The organism is Paraburkholderia sp. 35.1 (assembly GCF_050436525.1).
Lineage (GTDB): Bacteria > Pseudomonadota > Gammaproteobacteria > Burkholderiales > Burkholderiaceae > Paraburkholderia > Paraburkholderia tuberum.
Genome location: NZ_JBNDMJ010000003.1, coordinates 3,017,710 through 3,037,413 on the forward strand (window position 1 = coordinate 3,017,710; position 19,704 = coordinate 3,037,413).

At 61.7% G+C, this 19,704-nt stretch carries 20 protein-coding genes; all 20 read left to right on the forward strand.

Annotation, left to right across the window (positions count from 1 at the left end):
- Positions 1-8 precede the first annotated feature (8 nt).
- A complete protein-coding gene (locus tag OKW27_RS34060; RefSeq protein WP_187627005.1) occupies positions 9-1,262 on the forward strand; it encodes an NADH-quinone oxidoreductase subunit D in 1,254 nt (417 codons plus the stop codon).
- A gap of 133 nt (positions 1,263-1,395) precedes the next feature.
- A complete protein-coding gene (gene nuoE / locus OKW27_RS34065) occupies positions 1,396-1,881 on the forward strand; it encodes an NADH-quinone oxidoreductase subunit NuoE (protein ID WP_090803767.1) in 486 nt (161 codons plus the stop codon).
- Positions 1,878-3,203, forward strand: a complete 1,326-nt coding sequence (gene nuoF, locus OKW27_RS34070) for an NADH-quinone oxidoreductase subunit NuoF (RefSeq protein WP_429336035.1) — start codon at positions 1,878-1,880, stop codon at positions 3,201-3,203. Before nuoE ends, nuoF begins: the two co-directional genes overlap by 4 nt.
- 142 nt (positions 3,204-3,345) lie before the next feature.
- Positions 3,346-5,679: an NADH-quinone oxidoreductase subunit NuoG gene (gene nuoG, locus OKW27_RS34075; RefSeq protein ID WP_429336036.1), complete on the forward strand. Its 2,334-nt coding sequence runs from the start codon at positions 3,346-3,348 to the stop codon at positions 5,677-5,679.
- Complete coding sequence (gene nuoH / locus OKW27_RS34080; RefSeq protein WP_187610967.1) at positions 5,680-6,744, forward strand: NADH-quinone oxidoreductase subunit NuoH; 1,065 nt, start codon at positions 5,680-5,682, stop codon at positions 6,742-6,744.
- A 15-nt stretch (positions 6,745-6,759) separates the two neighbouring features.
- Positions 6,760-7,248, forward strand: a complete 489-nt coding sequence (nuoI, locus tag OKW27_RS34085) for an NADH-quinone oxidoreductase subunit NuoI (RefSeq protein ID WP_090803773.1) — start codon at positions 6,760-6,762, stop codon at positions 7,246-7,248.
- A gap of 190 nt (positions 7,249-7,438) precedes the next feature.
- The gene (locus tag OKW27_RS34090) at positions 7,439-8,131 is read left to right on the forward strand and encodes an NADH-quinone oxidoreductase subunit J (RefSeq protein WP_090803774.1); all 693 of its coding nucleotides are present in this window, start codon (positions 7,439-7,441) and stop codon (positions 8,129-8,131) included.
- Between the two features lie 20 nt (positions 8,132-8,151).
- Positions 8,152-8,457: an NADH-quinone oxidoreductase subunit NuoK gene (gene nuoK / locus OKW27_RS34095; RefSeq protein ID WP_187610965.1), complete on the forward strand. Its 306-nt coding sequence runs from the start codon at positions 8,152-8,154 to the stop codon at positions 8,455-8,457.
- Positions 8,458-8,474: 17 nt separating this feature from the next.
- Positions 8,475-10,541, forward strand: coding sequence for an NADH-quinone oxidoreductase subunit L (nuoL, locus tag OKW27_RS34100; protein WP_429336037.1), 2,067 nt, complete (start codon positions 8,475-8,477; stop codon positions 10,539-10,541).
- 15 nt (positions 10,542-10,556) lie between these two features.
- Positions 10,557-12,047 (forward strand): NADH-quinone oxidoreductase subunit M, encoded by a 1,491-nt coding sequence (locus OKW27_RS34105; RefSeq protein ID WP_090803779.1) that lies wholly within the window; start codon positions 10,557-10,559, stop codon positions 12,045-12,047.
- 24 nt (positions 12,048-12,071) lie between these two features.
- The gene (gene nuoN, locus OKW27_RS34110) at positions 12,072-13,544 is read left to right on the forward strand and encodes an NADH-quinone oxidoreductase subunit NuoN (RefSeq protein ID WP_090803780.1); all 1,473 of its coding nucleotides are present in this window, start codon (positions 12,072-12,074) and stop codon (positions 13,542-13,544) included.
- On the forward strand, positions 13,544-13,840 hold the full coding sequence (locus OKW27_RS34115) for a DUF2818 family protein (protein WP_018420024.1): 297 nt from the start codon (positions 13,544-13,546) through the stop codon (positions 13,838-13,840). The genes nuoN and OKW27_RS34115 overlap by 1 nt, the downstream gene beginning before the upstream one ends.
- A 46-nt stretch (positions 13,841-13,886) precedes the next feature.
- Positions 13,887-14,477 (forward strand): NUDIX domain-containing protein, encoded by a 591-nt coding sequence (locus tag OKW27_RS34120; protein WP_429336038.1) that lies wholly within the window; start codon positions 13,887-13,889, stop codon positions 14,475-14,477.
- A 305-nt stretch (positions 14,478-14,782) separates the two neighbouring features.
- Positions 14,783-15,028 carry a hypothetical protein gene (locus OKW27_RS34125; protein WP_090805657.1) on the forward strand — a complete coding sequence of 82 codons (246 nt, stop codon included), beginning with the start codon at positions 14,783-14,785 and terminating at the stop codon, positions 15,026-15,028.
- Between the two features lie 85 nt (positions 15,029-15,113).
- The gene (locus OKW27_RS34130; protein ID WP_429336039.1) at positions 15,114-15,638 is read left to right on the forward strand and encodes a helix-turn-helix transcriptional regulator; all 525 of its coding nucleotides are present in this window, start codon (positions 15,114-15,116) and stop codon (positions 15,636-15,638) included.
- Positions 15,639-15,854: 216 nt separating this feature from the next.
- On the forward strand, positions 15,855-16,280 hold the full coding sequence (locus OKW27_RS34135; RefSeq protein ID WP_184072125.1) for a DUF1178 family protein: 426 nt from the start codon (positions 15,855-15,857) through the stop codon (positions 16,278-16,280).
- 48 nt (positions 16,281-16,328) lie between these two features.
- Positions 16,329-17,525 (forward strand): acyl-CoA dehydrogenase family protein, encoded by a 1,197-nt coding sequence (locus OKW27_RS34140; RefSeq protein ID WP_090803787.1) that lies wholly within the window; start codon positions 16,329-16,331, stop codon positions 17,523-17,525.
- 10 nt (positions 17,526-17,535) lie between these two features.
- A complete protein-coding gene (locus tag OKW27_RS34145) occupies positions 17,536-18,663 on the forward strand; it encodes an acyl-CoA dehydrogenase family protein (protein ID WP_429336040.1) in 1,128 nt (375 codons plus the stop codon).
- A 33-nt stretch (positions 18,664-18,696) separates the two neighbouring features.
- Positions 18,697-19,155 carry a MaoC family dehydratase gene (locus OKW27_RS34150; protein ID WP_090803790.1) on the forward strand — a complete coding sequence of 153 codons (459 nt, stop codon included), beginning with the start codon at positions 18,697-18,699 and terminating at the stop codon, positions 19,153-19,155.
- Positions 19,152-19,628 carry a MaoC family dehydratase gene (locus tag OKW27_RS34155; RefSeq protein ID WP_429336041.1) on the forward strand — a complete coding sequence of 159 codons (477 nt, stop codon included), beginning with the start codon at positions 19,152-19,154 and terminating at the stop codon, positions 19,626-19,628. Before OKW27_RS34150 ends, OKW27_RS34155 begins: the two co-directional genes overlap by 4 nt.
- Positions 19,629-19,704 lie beyond the last annotated feature (76 nt).

Consider the following 19,704-nt stretch of genomic DNA (forward strand, 5'->3'; position numbering starts at 1 on the left):
AGAACGTCATGGCAGAGATCAAGAACTACACGCTCAACTTTGGTCCGCAGCACCCGGCAGCGCACGGTGTGTTGCGTCTCGTGCTCGAACTCGACGGCGAAGTGATCCAACGCGCCGATCCGCACATCGGTCTGCTGCATCGCGCGACTGAAAAGCTCGCCGAAAGCAAGACGTTCATTCAGTCGGTGCCGTACATGGACCGTCTCGACTACGTGTCGATGATGGCCAACGAGCACGGCTACGTGCTCGCCATTGAAAAGCTGCTCGGCATCGACGTGCCGCTGCGCGCGCAATACATTCGTGTGCTGTTCGACGAAGTCACGCGCGTGTTGAATCACCTGATGGGGATTGGCTCGCACGCGCTCGACGTCGGTGCGATGGCGGTGTTCCTGTATGCGTTCCGCGAGCGCGAAGACCTGATGGACGTGTACGAGGCGGTGTCGGGCGCGCGCATGCACGCGGCCTACTATCGCCCGGGCGGCGTCTATCGCGATCTGCCTGACGCAATGCCGCAATACAAGGCGTCGAAGATTCGCAATGCGAAGGCGTTGTCGAAGATGAACGAAAACCGTCAGGGTTCGCTGCTCGACTTCATCGACGACTTCTTTACGCGCTTCCCGAAGTGTGTCGACGAATACGAAACGCTGCTCACCGACAACCGGATCTGGAAGCAGCGTCTGGTTGGTATCGGCGTGGTCAGCCCGGAGCGCGCGCTGCAGCTCGGCATGACCGGCGCGATGCTGCGTGGCTCGGGCATCGAGTGGGATCTGCGCAAGAAGCAGCCGTATGAGGTTTATGACAAGCTCGACTTCGACATTCCGGTCGGCGTGAATGGCGACTGCTATGACCGCTATCTGGTGCGCGTCGAAGAAATGCGCCAGTCCACGCGTATCGCGAAACAGTGCATTGAGTGGCTGCGCAAAAATCCGGGCCCGGTAATGACGGACAATCACAAGGTTGCGCCGCCGTCGCGCGTCGGCATGAAGTCGAACATGGAAGATCTGATCCACCACTTCAAGCTTTTCACCGAAGGCTTCCATGTGCCCGAAGGCGAGGCGTATGCCGCAGTCGAACATCCGAAGGGCGAGTTCGGCATCTATCTGATCTCGGACGGCGCCAACAAGCCGTATCGTTTGAAGATCCGCGCCCCGGGCTATGCGCACCTGTCCGCGCTCGACGAAATGGCGCGCGGCCACATGATCGCCGACGCAGTAACGATCATCGGCACGCAGGACATCGTGTTCGGCGAAATAGATCGCTAGGACGTATTCATCGACGCGCGTCTGCGGTCGTTGCACCGCCACGCGGGTCAAGCAAAGGAACGCCGGGTCTGTCGCAGTATGACGTGAGCGACAGGTTTTCGTTCGGTAGGAATTGAAAGAGTCGTGTCTGAAAATGATCTCAGCTGAAGGCCTGAAAGAAATCGATCGTGCGGTCGCAAAGTACCCCGCGGATCAGAAACAGTCCGCCGTGATGTCGGCGTTGGCCATTGCTCAAACGGAGCATGGCTGGCTGTCGCCCGAACTCATGCAGTTCGTCGCGGATTATCTCGGCATGCCGGCAATCGCCGTGCAGGAGGTAGCGACCTTCTACACGATGTATGAGACCTCGCCGGTCGGCAAGTTCAAGATCACGCTCTGTACGAACCTGCCGTGCCAGCTCGGCCCGGACGGCGGTTCCGAAAGCGCCGCTGAATACCTGAAGCAGAAGCTCGGCATCGACTTCGGCGAAACCACGCCCGATGGCAAATTCTCCCTGAAAGAAGGTGAGTGCATGGGTTCGTGCGGCGACGCGCCGGTGATGCTGGTGAACAACCATCGCATGTGCAGCTTCATGAGCCGCGAGAAGATCGACCAGCTGCTCGAGGAACTTTCGAAATGACGTCTTTACACGATCGTCACATCAAACCGCTGATTCTCGCCGGCCTGAACGGCGACAACTGGCATCTCGAAGACTATGTGGCGCGCGGCGGTTACGCCCAGCTGCGCCGCATCCTGGAAGAAAAGATCGCGCCCGAGCAGGTGATCGCCGACGTCAAGGCGTCGGGTCTGCGCGGCCGCGGCGGCGCGGGCTTCCCGACCGGTCTGAAATGGAGCTTCATGCCGCGTCAGTTCCCGGGCCAGAAGTACCTCGTCTGTAATTCGGACGAGGGCGAGCCGGGTACGTTCAAGGACCGCGACATTCTGCGCTTCAATCCGCATTCGCTGATCGAAGGTATGGCGATCGGCGCGTACGCGATGGGCATCACGGTCGGCTACAACTATATTCACGGCGAAATCTGGGAAGTCTATAAGCGCTTCGAAGAAGCGTTGGAAGAAGCTCGTCGCGCCGGGTTCCTCGGCGACAACATCATGGGCTCTGGCTTTTCGTTTGAGCTGCATGCGCATCACGGTTACGGCGCGTACATCTGTGGCGAAGAAACCGCGCTGCTCGAATCGATCGAGGGCAAGAAGGGGCAGCCGCGCTTCAAGCCGCCGTTCCCGGCGAGCTTTGGCGTGTACGGCAAGCCGACCACGATCAACAACACCGAAACGTTCGCGGCGGTGCCGTTCCTGCTCGCCATCGGCCCGCAGAATTACCTTGAAATCGGCAAGCCGAACAACGGCGGCACGAAGATTTTCTCGGTGTCGGGCGACGTCGAGCGTCCGGGCAATTACGAAATTCCGCTCGGCACGCCGTTCGCGACGCTGATGGAACTCGCCGGCGGCATGCGTGGCGGCAAGAAGATCAAGGCTGTGATTCCTGGTGGTTCGTCGGCGCCGGTGATTCCGGGCGAGATGATGATGCAGACCGACATGGATTACGACTCGATCGCGAAGGCCGGCTCGATGCTCGGCTCGGGCGCAGTGATCGTGATGGACGAGACGCGCTGCATGGTGCGCTCGCTGCTGCGCCTGTCGTACTTCTATTACGAAGAGTCGTGCGGTCAATGCACGCCTTGCCGTGAAGGCACGGGCTGGCTGTATCGCGTCGTTCATCGTATCGAGCATGGTCTCGGCCGCCAGGAAGATCTGGATCTGCTGAACTCCGTCGCGGAAAACATCATGGGCCGCACGATCTGCGCGCTCGGCGACGCGGCCGCGATGCCGGTTCGGGGCATGCTCAAGCACTACTGGGACGAATTCGAATATCACGTCGCCCACAAGCATTGCCTCGTCGGCGGCCATGCCGGCATGGCGGCGCCCGAAACAATGGCTGCCTGACGGTGGCTGCCTGAGTCGGCCCGCCAGGTTCGGCTGACGGATAACTACCAGACGAACACCTCAACCGCAGGATTCATGGCCCGAAGCGGGCGATGAGCAGGCGAACGATTGAGCGGTAACAGGTTAAGGAAGATTGACCATCATGGTTGAACTGGAAATAGACGGCAAGAAAGTCGAGGTGCCTGAAGGCAGCATGGTGATCCAGGCTGCGCATAAGGTCGACACCTACATTCCTCACTTCTGCTATCACAAGAAGCTGTCGATTGCGGCCAACTGCCGGATGTGTCTGGTCGATGTCGAGAAGATGCCGAAGGCCGTGCCCGCGTGCGCGACCCCGGTGTCGGCTGGCATGATCGTGCGCACCAGGTCGGACAAGGCGGTGAAGGGCCAGCAAGCCGTGATGGAATTCCTGCTGATCAACCATCCGCTCGACTGCCCGATCTGCGATCAGGGTGGCGAATGCCAGTTGCAGGATCTGGCCGTTGGTTACGGCAAGTCGTCGTCACGCTATAGCGAAGAAAAGCGCGTGGTGTTCCACAAGAACGTGGGTCCGCTGATCTCGATGGAAGAGATGTCGCGCTGCATTCACTGCACGCGTTGCGTTCGCTTCGGCCAGGAAATCGCCGGGGTGATGGAACTCGGCATGCTGGGCCGTGGCGAGCATGCGGAAATCACATCGTTCGTCGGCAAGACGGTCGACTCCGAGCTGTCGGGCAACATGATCGACCTGTGCCCGGTCGGCGCGCTCACGAGCAAGCCGTTCCGCTACAGCGCCCGTACGTGGGAGCTGTCACGCCGCAAGTCGGTGAGCCCGCACGATTCCGTCGGTGCGAACCTCATCGTGCAGGTGAAGAACAATCGCGTGATGCGCGTTCTGCCGTTCGAAAACGAAGCGATCAACGAGTGCTGGATCTCGGACAAGGACCGCTTCTCGTACGAAGGCCTGAACAGCCCCGAGCGTCTGACCAAACCGATGCTCAAGCAAGGCGGCCAGTGGGTCGAAACCGACTGGCAGACCGCGCTCGAATACGTGGTCAAGGGTCTGAAGGGCATCAAGAGTGACCATGGCGCGAACGCGCTTGCCGCACTGTCGAGCGCGCACAGCACCGTCGAAGAACTGTTCCTGTTGAAGCAGATCGCGCAAGCGGTCGGCACGCCGAACGTCGACTTCCGTCTGCGTCAGTCGGATTTCTCGGCGCCCGTTACTGGCGCGCCGTGGCTCGGCGGCACGATCGCCGATCTGTCGAACGTCGATGCGGCGCTCGTGATCGGCTCGGATCTGCGCCGTGACCATCCGCTGCTCGCCGCGCGTTTGCGCCAGGTCGCACGAGGCGGTTCGGCACTTACGCTGCTCCAGGCCACCAACGACGACGCGATGATCCCTCAGGCGCAACGCGTGGTCGCGGCGCCGTCGGCATGGCTCGAGGTGTTGGCAGGCATCGCCGGCGCGGTGGGCGAAGCGAAGGGCGTCGCGCTGCCGGAAGCATTCGCGGGCACGCAGCCGACGGACGCGCACAAGCAGATAGCGAAATCGCTGACTACCGGCGAGCGCCGCGTCGTGCTGCTCGGTAACGAAGCGGTCCGTCATCCGGACTTCGCGGCGATCCACGCCGCGGCGCAATGGATTGCCGAGGCAACCGGTGCAACGCTCGGTTTCCTGACCGAAGCGGCCAATACGGTCGGCGCGCACCTCGTGAACGCGCTGCCGGGCGAAGGCGGTCTGAACGCGCGCGAAGTGTTCGAGCAGCCGCGCAAGGGCTATCTGCTGTTGAATCTCGAGCCGGAATTCGACACGGCCAATCCGGCGCGGGCGCTTGCGGCGCTGAAGCAGGCCGAAATGGTCGTCGTGATGTCGCCGTTCCAGACCGGCGCCGACTATGCCGACGTGCTGCTGCCGATCGCGCCATTCACCGAATCGGGCGGTACGTTCGTCAACGCTGAAGGCACGGTGCAGGCGTTCAACGGCGTCGTGCGTCCGCTCGGCGACACGCGTCCGGCCTGGAAGGTGTTGCGCGTGCTGGGCAGCCTGCTCGGTGCGTCGGGCTTCGAATACGACACGGTCGAAGAAGTGCGTGCGGCCGCGCTCGGCGACGGCGAGCTGAAGTCGCGTCTATCGAACCGCACCAGCGTCGCGGTGACGCGCGGCCAGGCCGTGAAGGCGGCGGAAGGCAAGTTCGAGCGTCTCGCGAACGTGCCGATCTATCATGCCGATGCGCTCGTGCGTCGCGCGGAGTCGCTGCATCTGACCGCGGCGGCCCGTACGGCGAATTCGGTCGGCCTGCCGGCTGCGCTGTTCGACAAACTGGGTTTGAAAGAGGGCGACGCGGTGCGCGTTCGTCAGGGCGAGCAAGCGGTGCAGTTGCCGGCCGTGCGCGATGCGAATCTTGCGGAGACAGTCGTCCGCGTATCGGCGGCTACGCCTGCCGGTGCAGCGCTGGGCAGCCTGTTCGGTGAACTGGTGGTGGAGAAGGCGTAAATGAGCTTGTTCGATACGATCAACTCGGGCGGCGCCCAACTTCTCGGTGTGGCATGGCCCACGGTGTGGGCGCTCGTGCGCATCCTGGTGGTGGCCGTCGCGATCCTGCTGTGCGTCGCTTACCTGATCCTGTGGGAGCGCAAGCTGATCGGCTGGATGCATGTGCGTCTCGGTCCGAACCGCGTCGGTCCCGCCGGGCTCTTGCAGCCGATCGCCGACGTGCTGAAACTGCTGCTGAAGGAAGTGATCCAGCCCGCTCAGGCAAGCCGCTGGATCTACATGATCGCGCCGATCATGGTGGTGGTGCCGGCCTTCGCGGTCTGGGCGGTGATTCCTTTCCAGGCGGGCGCGGTGCTCGGTGACATCAACGCGGGTCTGCTATACGCGATGGCGATCTCGTCGATCGGCGTGTATGGCGTGATTCTGGCCGGCTGGGCGTCGAACTCGAAGTACGCGTTCCTCGGCGCGATGCGCGCCGCCGCGCAGATGGTCTCGTACGAAATCTCGATGGGCTTCGCGCTGGTGGTCGTGCTGATGACGGCCGGCACGCTGAACCTGTCGGGCATCGTCGGCTCGCAGGAGCAGGGCTTCTTCGCCTCGCACGGCCTGAACTTCCTGTCCTGGAACTGGCTGCCGCTGCTGCCGATGTTCGTCGTGTACTTCATCTCGGGCATCGCCGAAACGAACCGCCACCCGTTCGACGTGGTGGAGGGCGAATCGGAAATCGTCGCGGGCCACATGATCGATTACTCGGGTATGGCGTTCGCGCTGTTCTTCCTCGCCGAGTACATCAACATGATCGTGATCTCGGCATTGGCTGCAACACTGTTCCTCGGCGGCTGGAGCGCCCCGTTCGGGTTCCTGTCGTTCATCCCGGGCATCGTCTGGCTCGTCGCCAAGGTTTTCTTCCTGTTGTCGGTGTTCATCTGGGCGCGTGCCACGTTCCCGCGCTACCGCTATGACCAGATCATGCGTCTCGGCTGGAAGATTTTCATTCCGGTCTGCGTGGTGTGGCTCGTGGTGGTCGGCTTCTGGATCATGTCGCCGTTGAACATCTGGAAATAAAGGGCGGACGAACCTATGACCGCAATCCAAAACTTCTTCAAGACTTTCTTCCTCACGGAACTGCTGAAAGGCCTCGCGCTGACCGGACGCTACGCGTTCCAGCGCAAGATCACCGTGCAGTTCCCGGAAGAGAAGACCCCGATCTCGCCGCGTTTCCGCGGTCTGCATGCGCTGCGCCGCTATGAAAACGGCGAAGAGCGCTGCATCGCGTGCAAGCTGTGCGAAGCAGTGTGCCCGGCGCTCGCGATCACAATCGAATCGGAAACGCGCGCGGACAACACGCGCCGCACGACGCGCTACGACATCGACCTGACCAAGTGCATCTTCTGCGGTTTCTGCGAAGAAAGCTGCCCGGTCGATTCGATCGTCGAGACGCACATTCTCGAGTATCACGGCGAGAAGCGCGGCGACCTTTACTTCACGAAGGAAATGCTGCTGGCCGTTGGCGATCGTTACGAAGCAGAAATCGCCGCCAACAAGGCAGCCGACGCACCGTATCGTTGAAGCGTTTTCCCGCTTGCAGCAAATGCGGCAGTAAAAGCAGTAACACGGCCTGCTGTCGGGCCGACCGCCGCGGCCTGAACGCCGCGGCACGGTGCACCTGTGTGGCGGTTCTGGCGGTTTCGTCCGCTTTTGCCAGCCACGGGTGCCAAAGAACAATGCCTGACGATGGCCTAACGATGAACCGGTAATCATGGAATTCACGACCGTACTGTTCTACATCTTCGCGCTGCTCCTGGTGGTTTCAGGGCTGAAGGTGATCACCTCGCGCAACCCGGTGTCGTCCGCACTGTTTCTCGTGCTGGCGTTCTTCAACGCAGCGGCGATCTGGATGCTGCTGGAGGCCGAGTTCCTCGCGATCCTGCTGGTGCTGGTCTACGTCGGCGCGGTGATGGTGCTGTTCCTGTTCGTCGTGATGATGCTGGACGTCAATCTCGACGTGCTGCGCAAGGACTTCAAACGCTTCGTGCCGATGGCCTCGGCGGTGGGCGCGATCATCGTGATCGAAACCGCGCTGATCCTGTGGCACGGCTACGGCGCGACCACCACGGCGCTGCACGACACGGCCGCGGCCGCCGCTGGCATGGGCGACTGGTCGAACACGCGCCTGATCGGCAAGGTCATCTATACCGACTACATCTTCGCGTTCGAAATTGCCGGCCTGATCCTGCTAGTTGCCATCATCGCGGCGATCGCGCTGACCACGAGCCACAAGAAGGACAGCAAGCGTCAGAACGTCAGCGCACAGGTCAAGGTGCGCGTGCAGGACCGCGTGCGCGTTGTGAAGATGCCGTCAGAGAAAACCGCGGCGACCCTCGCTGCGGAACAAGCGGCTGCCGCGGCAGCAGCAGCAGCAGCCGACTCGGCGCCGGCCAAGAACAGCTGAGCGGACAGGAGATAGAAATCATGTTGACCCTTGCCCATTACCTTGTCCTCGGCGCGATCCTGTTTGCGATCAGCATCGTCGGCATTTTCCTGAACCGCCGCAACGTCATCATCATCCTGATGGCGATCGAACTGATGCTGCTCGCGGTGAACACCAATTTCATCGCGTTCTCGCACTACCTGGGCGACGTGCATGGCCAGATTTTCGTCTTCTTCGTGCTGACGGTTGCGGCAGCCGAAGCGGCGATCGGTCTCGCAATTCTGGTGACCCTGTTCCGTAGTCTCGACACGATCAATGTCGAGGATCTCGATCAGCTCAAAGGTTAATTTCAGGAAAAGCGGTTATGTCCACGATACTCAATGAAAACCTGCTGTTGGCAATTCCGCTGGCACCGCTCGCTGGTTCCCTGATTGCGGGGCTGTTCGGCAAGGCGATAGGGCGGGCGGGTGCGCATTCGGTCACGATCCTCGGCGTCGCGATTTCGTTCATCCTGTCGGTCATGGTCTTTTTCCAGGTGATGGACGGCGCGAGCTTCAACGCGACCATTTATCAATGGATGTCAATCGGCAAGACCCAGCTCGAAGTCGGTTTTCTGGTCGACTCGCTGACCGCGATGATGATCTGCGTGGTGAACTTCGTGTCGCTGATGGTGCATATCTACACGATCGGCTACATGGCCGACGACGACGGCTACCAGCGCTTCTTCTCGTACATCTCGCTGTTCACGTTCTCGATGCTGATGCTCGTGATGAGCAACAACTTCCTGCAGCTGTTCTTCGGCTGGGAAGCGGTGGGTCTCATGTCGTACCTGCTGATCGGCTTCTACTTCAAGCGTGAGAGTGCGATCTACGCGAACATGAAGGCGTTCATCGTGAATCGCGTCGGCGACTTCGGTTTCCTGCTCGGCATCGGTTTGCTGTTCGCGTTCGCCGGCTCGATGAACTACGGCGAAGTCTTCGCGAAGCGTACCGAACTCGCGGCGCTGAACTTCCCGGGTACCGACTGGGGCCTGCTGACGGTGGCTTGCATCTGCCTGTTCATCGGCGCGATGGGTAAGTCGGCTCAGTTCCCGCTGCACGTGTGGCTGCCGGACTCGATGGAAGGCCCGACGCCGATCTCCGCGCTGATTCACGCGGCGACCATGGTGACGGCCGGTATCTTCATGGTCACGCGCATGTCGCCGCTCTTCGAACTGTCGGATACGGCGCTGTCGTTCGTCATGGTTATCGGTGCGATTACCGCGCTGTTCATGGGTTTCCTCGGGATCGTCCAGAACGACATCAAGCGTGTGATCGCTTATTCCACCCTGTCGCAGCTCGGTTACATGACGGTCGCGCTCGGCGCGTCGGCATATTCGGTCGCCGTGTTTCACCTGATGACGCACGCGTTCTTCAAGGCGCTGCTGTTCCTCGGCGCGGGTTCGGTGATCATCGGCATGCATCACGATCAGGACATGCGCAACATGGGCGGCCTGCGCAAGTACATGCCGATTACGTGGATCACGTCGCTGATCGGTTCGCTCGCGCTGATCGGCACGCCGTTCTTTTCGGGCTTCTACTCGAAAGACTCGATCATCGACGCGGTGAAACTGTCGCATCTGCCGGGCTCGGGTTTCGCATACTTCGCGGTGGTCGCAAGCGTGTTCGTGACCGCGTTGTATTCGTTCCGTATGTATTTCATGGTGTTCCACGGTGAGGAGCGCTTCCGCAATCCGAAGCACCCGGAATCGCCGATGGGCGCGGAGGCCGAGTCGCATGGGCATGACGCGCACGGCCACGACGACCATGGTCATGGTCACGACGACCACGCTCACGAGCCGCACGAAACGCCGTGGGTCGTGTGGGTGCCGCTCGTGCTGCTGGCGATTCCGTCGGTCGTGATCGGCGCGATCGGCGTCGGTCCGATGCTGTTCGGCGACTTCTTCCAGCACGGCGTCGCGTTCGACAAGGTGATCTACATCGGCGAGAACCATCCGGCGCTGCATGAGATGACCGAAGAATTCCACGGCTGGGCGTCGATGGGTCTGCACTCGGTGTCGGGCCTGCCTGTTTGGCTCGCGCTCGCAGGCGTGGTGGTCGCATGGTTTCTGTATCTGGTCCGTCCGGATCTGCCCGCTGTCGTCAAGCGCGCATTCGGCCCGATCTACACGTTGCTCGATAACAAGTACTACATGGACAAGATCAACGAAGTCGTGTTTGCGCGAGGCGCGGTGGCCATTGGCCGGGGTCTGTGGAAGGAAGGCGACGTGGTCGTGATCGACGGCATCGTCAACGGCAGCGCACGCTTTATCGGCTGGTTCGCGAGCGTGATCCGCTTCCTCCAATCCGGCTACATCTACCACTACGCGTTCGCCATGATCATCGGCATGCTGGGGCTCCTGACCCTGTTCGTAACGCTCGGCGGCAAATAAAGGCGAGGGACACCCATGCACGCTTATCCGATTCTGAGCATCGCGATCTGGTTGCCGATCTTCTTCGGTCTGCTGGTCCTCGCGATCGGCAACGACGAGAACCCCGCCCCCGCGCGCTGGATTTCGCTGATCGGCTCGGTTCTGAGCTTCCTCGTCACGCTGCCACTGATCACCAGCTTCGATTCGAGCACCGCCGAGTTGCAGTTCGTCGAGCAGGCGAACTGGATCGAGCGCTTCCACATCACGTATCACCTCGGCGTGGACGGCATTTCGATGTGGTTCGTTGCGTTGACCGCGTTGATCACGGTGATCGTCGTGATCGCGGCGTGGGAAGTGATCACGAAGAACGTCGGCCAGTACCTCGCGGCCTTCCTGATCCTGTCGGGCATCATGGTCGGCGTGTTCAGCGCGGCCGACGGCCTGTTGTTCTACGTGTTCTTCGAAGCGACACTGATCCCGATGTACATCATCATCGGCGTGTGGGGCGGGGCGAACCGCGTGTACGCGGCATTCAAGTTCTTCCTGTACACGCTGGCGGGCTCGCTGCTGATGCTGGTTGCGCTGATCTATCTGTACAACCAGACCGGCTCGTTCGACATCGCCACGTGGCAGCACGCGCAGATAGCGATGACGCCGCAGGTGCTACTGTTTATCGCGTTTTTCCTGGCCTTCGCGGTGAAGGTGCCGATGTGGCCGGTGCACACGTGGTTGCCGGACGCGCACGTGGAAGCGCCGACCGGCGGCTCGGTCGTGCTGGCCGCGATCATGCTGAAGCTCGGTGCGTACGGTTTCCTGCGCTTCTCGCTGCCGATCACGCCTGATGCGAGCCATTTCCTCGCACCGGTCGTCATCACGCTGTCGCTGATCGCGGTGATCTACATCGGTCTCGTCGCGATGGTGCAGGCCGACATGAAGAAACTGGTCGCGTATTCGTCGATCGCGCACATGGGCTTTGTCACGCTCGGCTTCTTTATCTTCAATCAGCTCGGCGCGGAAGGCGCGATCGTGCAGATGATCTCGCACGGTTTCGTGTCGGGCGCGATGTTCCTGTGCATCGGCGTACTGTACGACCGCATGCACTCGCGTCAGATCGCCGATTACGGCGGCGTCGTCAACGTGATGCCGAAGTTCGCGGCGTTCGTGATGCTGTTCGCGATGGCGAATTGCGGCTTGCCGGGCACTTCCGGTTTCGTCGGCGAATTCATGGTGATTCTGGCTTCCGTCCAGTACAACTTCTGGATCGCGAGCGGCGCGGCAGTCACGCTGATTCTCGGCGCGGCCTACACGCTGTGGATGTACAAGCGCGTGTACTTCGGCGCGGTCGCGAACGACCATGTGAAGAACCTGCTCGACATCGACCGTCGCGAGTTTTTCATGCTGGCTGTGCTCGCCGCACTGACGCTGTTCATGGGCCTGTACCCGAAGCCCTTTACCGATGTGATGCACGTATCCGTGGAAAACCTCCTCTCCCACGTTGCCCAATCGAAGCTGCCGTTGCCTCAGTAACGACGAGCGGAGGAATTTAAGACCATGCAAAACGCCCCTATGACTGCTCTGTTGCCCGACGCACTGGTGATGTCCGCCATTGTCATCGCGTGGCTCAACGACACGTTCGTCGGCCAGGAGGGTCGCCGTACCACGTATTTCATCGCGTTCTTCTCGACGCTCGTCGCCGGGATCTGGTTCGCGATCAATGCGTTCGACCCGCAAGTGCATTACTTCTTCGATCACATGTACGTGGTCGATCCGTTCGCCAATGTGATGAAGGCAGTGGTGTCGCTCGGCTATGCGGTGACGATCGTTTATTCGCGTCGCTACCTCGAAGACCGTAGCCTGTTCCGCGGCGACTTCTTCCTGCTCGGCATGTTCTCGCTGCTCGGCCAGATCGTGATGATCTCGGGCAATAACTTCCTGACGCTGTATCTCGGTCTGGAACTGATGTCGCTATCGCTGTACGCGGTGATCGCGCTGCGTCGCGAAGTGGCGTCGTCGAACGAAGCGGCGATGAAGTACTACGTGCTCGGCGCGCTGGCTTCCGGCTTCCTGCTATACGGTGTTTCGATGCTGTATGGCGCGACCGGCTCGCTCGACCTGAACGAAGTGTTCAAGGCGATCAGCACGAGCCACTACGATCCGACCGTGCTGCTGTTCGGCGTCATCTTCATCGTGGCGGGCGTGGCGTTCAAGATGGGTGCGGTGCCGTTCCATATGTGGGTGCCTGACGTGTACCAGGGCGCACCGACGGCGATGACGCTCATCGTCGGCGGCGGCCCGAAGGTCGCGGCGTTCGCGTGGGGTCTGCGTTTCCTCGTGATGGGCCTGCTGCCGCTGGCGGTCGAATGGCAGCAGATGCTGGTGATTCTGGCGGCGCTGTCGTTGATCGTCGGCAACATCACCGGGATCGTGCAGCGCAACGTCAAGCGGATGCTCGCGTATTCGGCGATCTCGAACATGGGCTTCGTGCTGCTCGGCCTGCTCGCCGGCGTGGTCGACCAGAAGACCACGGGCGCCGCGAACGCGTACGGCTCGGCGATGTTCTACAGCATCGTCTACCTGATCACGACGCTCGGCACCTTCGGCGTCATCATGCTGCTCGCGCGCCGCGACTTCGAAGCGGACACGCTGGAGGACTTCAAGGGCCTCAATCAGCGCAGCGCGGTATTTGCGTTCGTGATGATGATCATGATGTTCTCGCTCGCGGGTATTCCGCCGGCAGTCGGCTTCTATGCGAAGCTCGCCGTGCTGCAAGCGACGATGAACGCCGGCCTGACCTGGCTCACCGTGCTCGCCGTGATCACGTCGCTGTTCGGCGCGTTCTACTACCTGCGTATCGTCAAGCTGATGTACTTCGACGAGCCGCAAGACAAGTCGCCGATCCTGGCGGACACGAGCACGCGCGCGTTGCTCGCGTTGAACGGCGTCGCCGTGCTGGTGCTCGGTATCGTGCCGGATCCGCTGTTGCGCGCCTGCTTGCAGGCGATCCAGCACACGCTGCTGCTCTGATGTCCGCTGCGGGCTGGTTTATCGTGCTGTTGGCGCTGGTCGGCGCCAACCTGCCGTTCCTGAATCAGCGCCTCTTCGCCGCGGTGCCGTTGAAAGCGGCGAAGAAAAGCGCCTGGCTCCGGATTGCCGAATTGATCGTGCTGTATTTCGTGGTCGGCGCGCTGGGCTTTTTGCTCGAAGCGCGCGCGGGAAATCGCTTCGAGCAGGGCTGGCAGTTCTACGCGATCACGTTCGCGCTGTTCGTCGTGTTCGCTTTCCCCGGCTTTACCTTCCAATATCTCGTCAAACGCCGCTGACGGCGTCCCGCCGTCGCGCGCGCCTGGCTTGTTCTGAGGTCCGCACATGGCTGAGCTTCCCAATCACGACGCCGCGCTAACCGAGACTTGTATCGACAGCAAGACGGTCCATCAAGGACCGTTCATGACGGTCAAGTACGATACGGTCCGACTGCCCGACGGCAAACAGGCAACGCGCGAATACGTTCAGCATCCGGGCGCCGTCATGGTGATCCCCTTGTTCGACGACGCTCGCGTGCTGCTCGAAAGTCAGTATCGCTATCCGATGGGCAAGGTGATGGTCGAATATCCGGCCGGCAAGCTCGACCCGAACGAGGGCGCGCTGGCCTGCGCGGTCCGGGAACTGCGCGAGGAAACCGGCTATACCGCGCGCGAGTACGTGTACCTGACTCGGATTCACCCGATCATTTCTTACTCGACCGAATTCATTGATATCTATCTCGCGCGGGGCTTGACCGCGGGTGAGCGCAACCTCGATGAAGGCGAGTTTCTCGAACCTTTCACCGCGACCGTGGAGCAGGTATCCGAGTGGGTGCGCACGGGCAAGATCACCGATGTGAAGACGATTATCGGTACCTTCTGGCTCGAGAAAGTGCTGTCGGGTACGTGGCCGACCGAGGCGCCCGAAACGGTATAAGTTCGCGTCTGCCCGGTAGCTGATCCGCGTTGCAGGTGAACGGAGCCCCTGTTGGTCGATGACCGGCAGGGGCTTTTCATTGGCTTCGCGGTTTCTTTCTGGCTCGAAAAATAAGCCGTCTCCTATGCCATCTGGCTAGCTCGTCGTGGCGCCGGCGGCCGGCTAATATGAACCTCTCGATCACCGAATTCGTCGTCGATTCTGTTTTGGATGACTGAGGTTAAAGATCGCAGTGATCTCATTTCTGCTCCAGCACAGGTTGTCAATTGACAACCTGTGCTGGAGCGACTAAATTGGAGGTCTCGATGGTTCGAGCAAGGCACATGAAGAAAGAGATCGAGGCCGCATTGGCATACGCGGAGCAGCACGGCTGGCGCGTTCAGGACGGCGGAAGAGGTCATGCGTGGGGAAAAATCCATTGCCCGTACAGAGACGCCGAATGTCGTTGCGGGGAGTTCTGTATATCGAGCGTCTGGAGTACGCCGAAGAATGCCGGCAATCACGCCAGGCACTTGCGGCGCATCGTCGGCAACTGCACGGCACGGCGCTAGTGGGTTCGTAGGTATCACGCAGGTATCAAGCAGGTATCAAGCAGGAATCGCAACAACCTGGGCTCAACGAAGACAGGAGTAACGTATGGAATATGTGTTCACGTTGAAATACCGCCTCGCCGCGGAAGAATGCGATGCAGACGCAATCGTCGAGCGGTTGGGCGAAGCGGGGTGCGACGACGCCACGATTGGCGTCGGGCAACCCGGCCGCCTCGGGCTGCTTTTCACCCGTGAAGGCGCGAGCGCGCTCGCGGCTGTCACCAGCGCGCTCAAGGACGTGAAAGGTGCGGTGCCGTCCGCGCGGCTGGTCGAGGCGGGACCTGACTTCGTAGGGCTGACCGACGTGGCCGAGGTGGCCGGCGTGTCGCGGCAAAACATGCGCAAGCTGATGCTGAACAACGCAATCGACTTCCCGTCACCGGTCCACGAAGGCAGTGCGTCGGTCTGGCATCTGGCGGACGTGCTCGAATGGCTGACCGCGCGCGGCGGGTACGAGATTGAGGTCGGTGTGGCGGATGTCGCAAAACTCGCGAAGCAGATCAATCTGACGAAGGAGGCCCGTCAGATTGAACCGCGTGTGAGCCGTCAACTGAGCAATCTCGTGGCGTAGCAGTGCGCCGCAAGCGGGCCGTAGAGCGGAGCAGATGTGGCACCGCTTACTAGCCGGGCCGCCTTCGGCAGCACCTGCCGTAAAGCGTTAAAATCGCCCACCCGCGTCATATTCCCTTGCGGCCGCTGACGCTTGCGCGTCGGCTCTAAAGCTTTGCGAACGATCGTTCACAAATTTCCATTTTGCGCTAAACTGGCACGCAAGCCCTGATTCCACATGAAGGTCCTCGATTTACAGTGTCCGCATGGCCATCGGTTTGAAGGCTGGTTCGCTTCGACCGATGACTTCGAGTCGCAGCAGTCCCGCAAGCTCGTCGAATGTCCGATCTGCGGCGCGAACGAGGTGAGCCGTTTGCCTTCGGCACCGCGTCTGAATCTGTCGGGCGCGACCGACTCCAAGGCGCCGGCGGGCGTGGAGCAAATGCAGGCGCACCTGATGCGCGCGCTGCGCGAGGTACTGGAGAAGACGGAGAACGTGGGCGACCGCTTCGCCGAGGAAGCACGACGCATTCACTACAACGAAGCGCCTGTGCGCAGTATTCGCGGTGTCACGACACCGGAGGATGCGCGTGCCTTGGTCGAGGAAGGCATCGAAGTGATGCCGCTGCCGGTCCCAGCTGCGCTGAAGGAACCACTGCAATAGCGCGGTGGCTCCAGGCGGCCGGGCGGTGGCGGCCAGGAGACACTACGCATGAATCTGGACTATTCCCCCGCTGAAGACGCGTTCCGCGCCGACATCCGCGCCTGGCTCGAAGCAAATCTGCCTCGCGAGCTGAGCGACAAGGTTCTCAATCACAAACGGCTTTCCCGCGAAGACTTCGCAAGCTGGCACAGGCTGCTCGGCACGCGAGGCTGGTCGGCAGTCGCGTGGCCGCGCGAATACGGCGGCCCCGGCTGGGACGCGACGCAACGACATATCTGGGAAGAAGAGTGCGCGCGTATCGGCGCACCTTCCGTGCTGCCTTTCGGTGTGTCGATGGTTGCGCCGGTGCTGATGAAGTACGGTAACGAGGCGCAGAAGCGCCACTATCTGCCGCGTATCCTCGACGGCACGGACTGGTGGTGTCAGGGCTACTCGGAACCGGGATCGGGCTCCGACCTTGCGTCGCTGCGCACCCGCGCGGAGCGCGTCGGTGATCATTACGTGGTCAACGGCCAGAAGACCTGGACCACGCTCGGCCAGCACGCCGACATGATGTTCTGCCTCGTGCGCACCGACAGCGGCGCCAAAAAGCAGGAGGGCATCTCGTTCCTGCTGATCGATATGAAAACCCCGGGCATCACGGTGCGGCCCATCATCACGCTCGACGAAGATCACGAAGTCAACGAGGTGTTCTTCGAGGACGTCAAAGTGCCGGTCGACAATCTCGTCGGCGAAGAAAATCGCGGCTGGACGTACGCGAAATATCTGCTCGGCCACGAGCGTACCGGCATTGCGCGAGTCGGAGCGTCGAAGCGTGAGCTGGCGTTTCTGAAGCGTGTCGCGCTGAATCAGAAAAAGAACGGCAAGCCGCTGCTGCACGATCCGGTATTTGCGGCGAAGGTAGCGAGTCTCGAAATCGAGTTGATGGCGCTGGAAGTCACCGTGCAACGGGTGGTAGCCAACGAGGCGGGCGGTCGCGGCCCGGGCCCGGAAGCGTCGATGCTGAAGATCAAGGGCACGGAAGTGCAACAGGGGCTCACCGAGCTGATGTTCGAAGCAATCGGCCCGCTGGCCGCGCCGTTCGACGTGCCGTTCCTCGAAGGCGAACGCGAGCACAGTCTTGCCGGCGACGACGATGCCGCGCCGCTTGCCGCGTACTACTTCAACTTCCGCAAGACGTCGATTTACGGCGGCTCGAACGAAATTCAAAAGAACATCATCGCGCAGATGATTCTCGGACTTTGAGGGGCGGCGCATGGACTTCACTTTCAACGACGAACAACAGCAATTTGCCGATGCGCTGCGCCGCTATCTCGACAGGAGCTACGGCTTCGAAGCGCGCCAGCAGATCGTGCGCTCGGAGGCGGGCGTATCGGCTGTGCACTGGGCCGCATTCACCGAACTGGGGCTGACCGCGTTGCCGGTGCCCGAAACGCACGGCGGCTTCAACGGTGGTCCGATCGACATGCTCGTGGTCATGCAGGAGCTCGGCCGCGCGCTCGTCGTCGAGCCGTTTTGGGCGACCGCGGTCGGCATCGAAGCGCTGCGCCTTGCCGGCACCGGCGACGGCGAAGATGCCGCGCTGCTCGAACGGGCGGCCCAGGGCGAAGCCAGGCTGGCCGTGGCGTTTCACGAGCCGCATGCGCGCTACGATCTGTTCGACGTCGCGACGACCGCGAGCGGGCAGGGTGCGCAGCACGCGCTGAGCGGCACCAAATCGGTCGTGCTGCACGGCGCGCAGGCGGACCACTGGATCGTGCCGGCGCGCCTCGATGGCGAGATCGCACTCTTTGTCGTCGCGCGTGACGCGGCCGGCGTCACGCTCACCGAGTACCGCACGATCGACGGTCAACGCGCCGCGACGCTCGAATTCAATGGCACGCCCGCGCGCCGGCTCGCCGGCGAACACGGGGGGGCGGCAACCCTCGAGCAGATCGCCGACTACGGCACGCTGCTGCTGTGCGCGGAAGCGCTCGGCGCGCTCGACGCGCTCAATCACGCCACCGTCGAGTACACCAAAACGCGCCAGCAGTTCGGCCAGCCGATCGCGCGTTTCCAGGCGTTGCAGCATCGCATGGTCGAGATGCTGATCCACGCGGAGCAGGCGCGCTCGATCACGTATCTGGCTGCGATGCGCTACGCGAGTGAAGACGCGAACGAGCGCCGTCGAGCGATCTCCGCGGCAAAAGTTCGGGTCGGCCAGGCCGCGCGTTTCGTTGGTCAACAGGCGGTGCAGTTGCACGGCGGCATGGGTGTCACGAACGAAGTGGCGGCCGCGCATCTGTTCAAGCGCCTCGCGATCATCGAGACCACGCTTGGCGACGTCGATCATCATCTCGCGCGGTTTGCCACGCTGCCCGGATTTGCGGTCGCCGAAGACTGATCGGGCCGTTCCACCGGACAAAGGAGGTGCACGATGAAAATCAGTTTCGAAGACATGGAAGTGGGCTCGAGCCGCGAAATCGGCAAGCACATGTTCACGCGCGAGGAGATTGTCGAGTTCGCGCAGAAGTTCGATCCGCAGCCGTTTCATCTCGACGAAGCCGCCGCGGCCGAATCGCCATTCCGCGGCCTCGTCGCGAGTGGTTGGCACACCTGCTCGGTAATGATGGGCATGCTCGTGCGCAAGGTACTGGCGGATTCGACATCGATGGGTTCGCCCGGGATCGACGAGATCCGCTGGCTCAAGCCGGTACGAGTCGGCGACACGATCACAATGATGAACGTCATCGTCGACAAGCGCGTGTCGCAGAGCAAGCCGGATCGCGGCATCGTGTCGACACGCTGGGAGGGCATCAATCAGCACGGCGAAACGGTGATCACCGTGCGCTCGAACGGCATGTTCGGCCTGCGCAATCCGGGAGCGGCGGCATGACGGCGAGCGCGGCGACGCTAGTCGCTTTCGACAATGCGGGTGCTTTGCGCGCGCTCATCGGCGCCGAGCCGCTCGTCAGCGAATGGCTGAGCGTCGATCAGGAGAGGGTCAACCGTTTCGCCGAGGCAACCGGCGATCATCAGTGGATTCACATCGATCCCGAGCGGGCCAAACGCGAATCGCCGTTTGGCGGCCCGGTCGCGCATGGGTTTTTGACGCTGTCGCTGATTCCGGCTTTGCTCGGCAAAACGGTGAAGATCGAGCAGCGCATGGGAGTCAACTATGGCTTGAACCGCGTGCGTTTCATGTCGCCGGTACTCGTGGGGTCGTCGCTGCGCGGGAAGTTCGCCGTCGAGTCGGTGACCGACGTCGACAACAGCGGCGTGCAACTCGCGTGGAACGTGATGCTGGAGCGTCAGGGCAGCGAACGACCGGTGTGCGTCGCGGAGTTCATCACGCGGCATTATTTCTAGCGTTTTCCCTTCGCAGACGAAATGAAAAAGCGCGAGCCGGCAGGCATGCCGCTCGCGCTTTCTGTTTGTGTCGAGC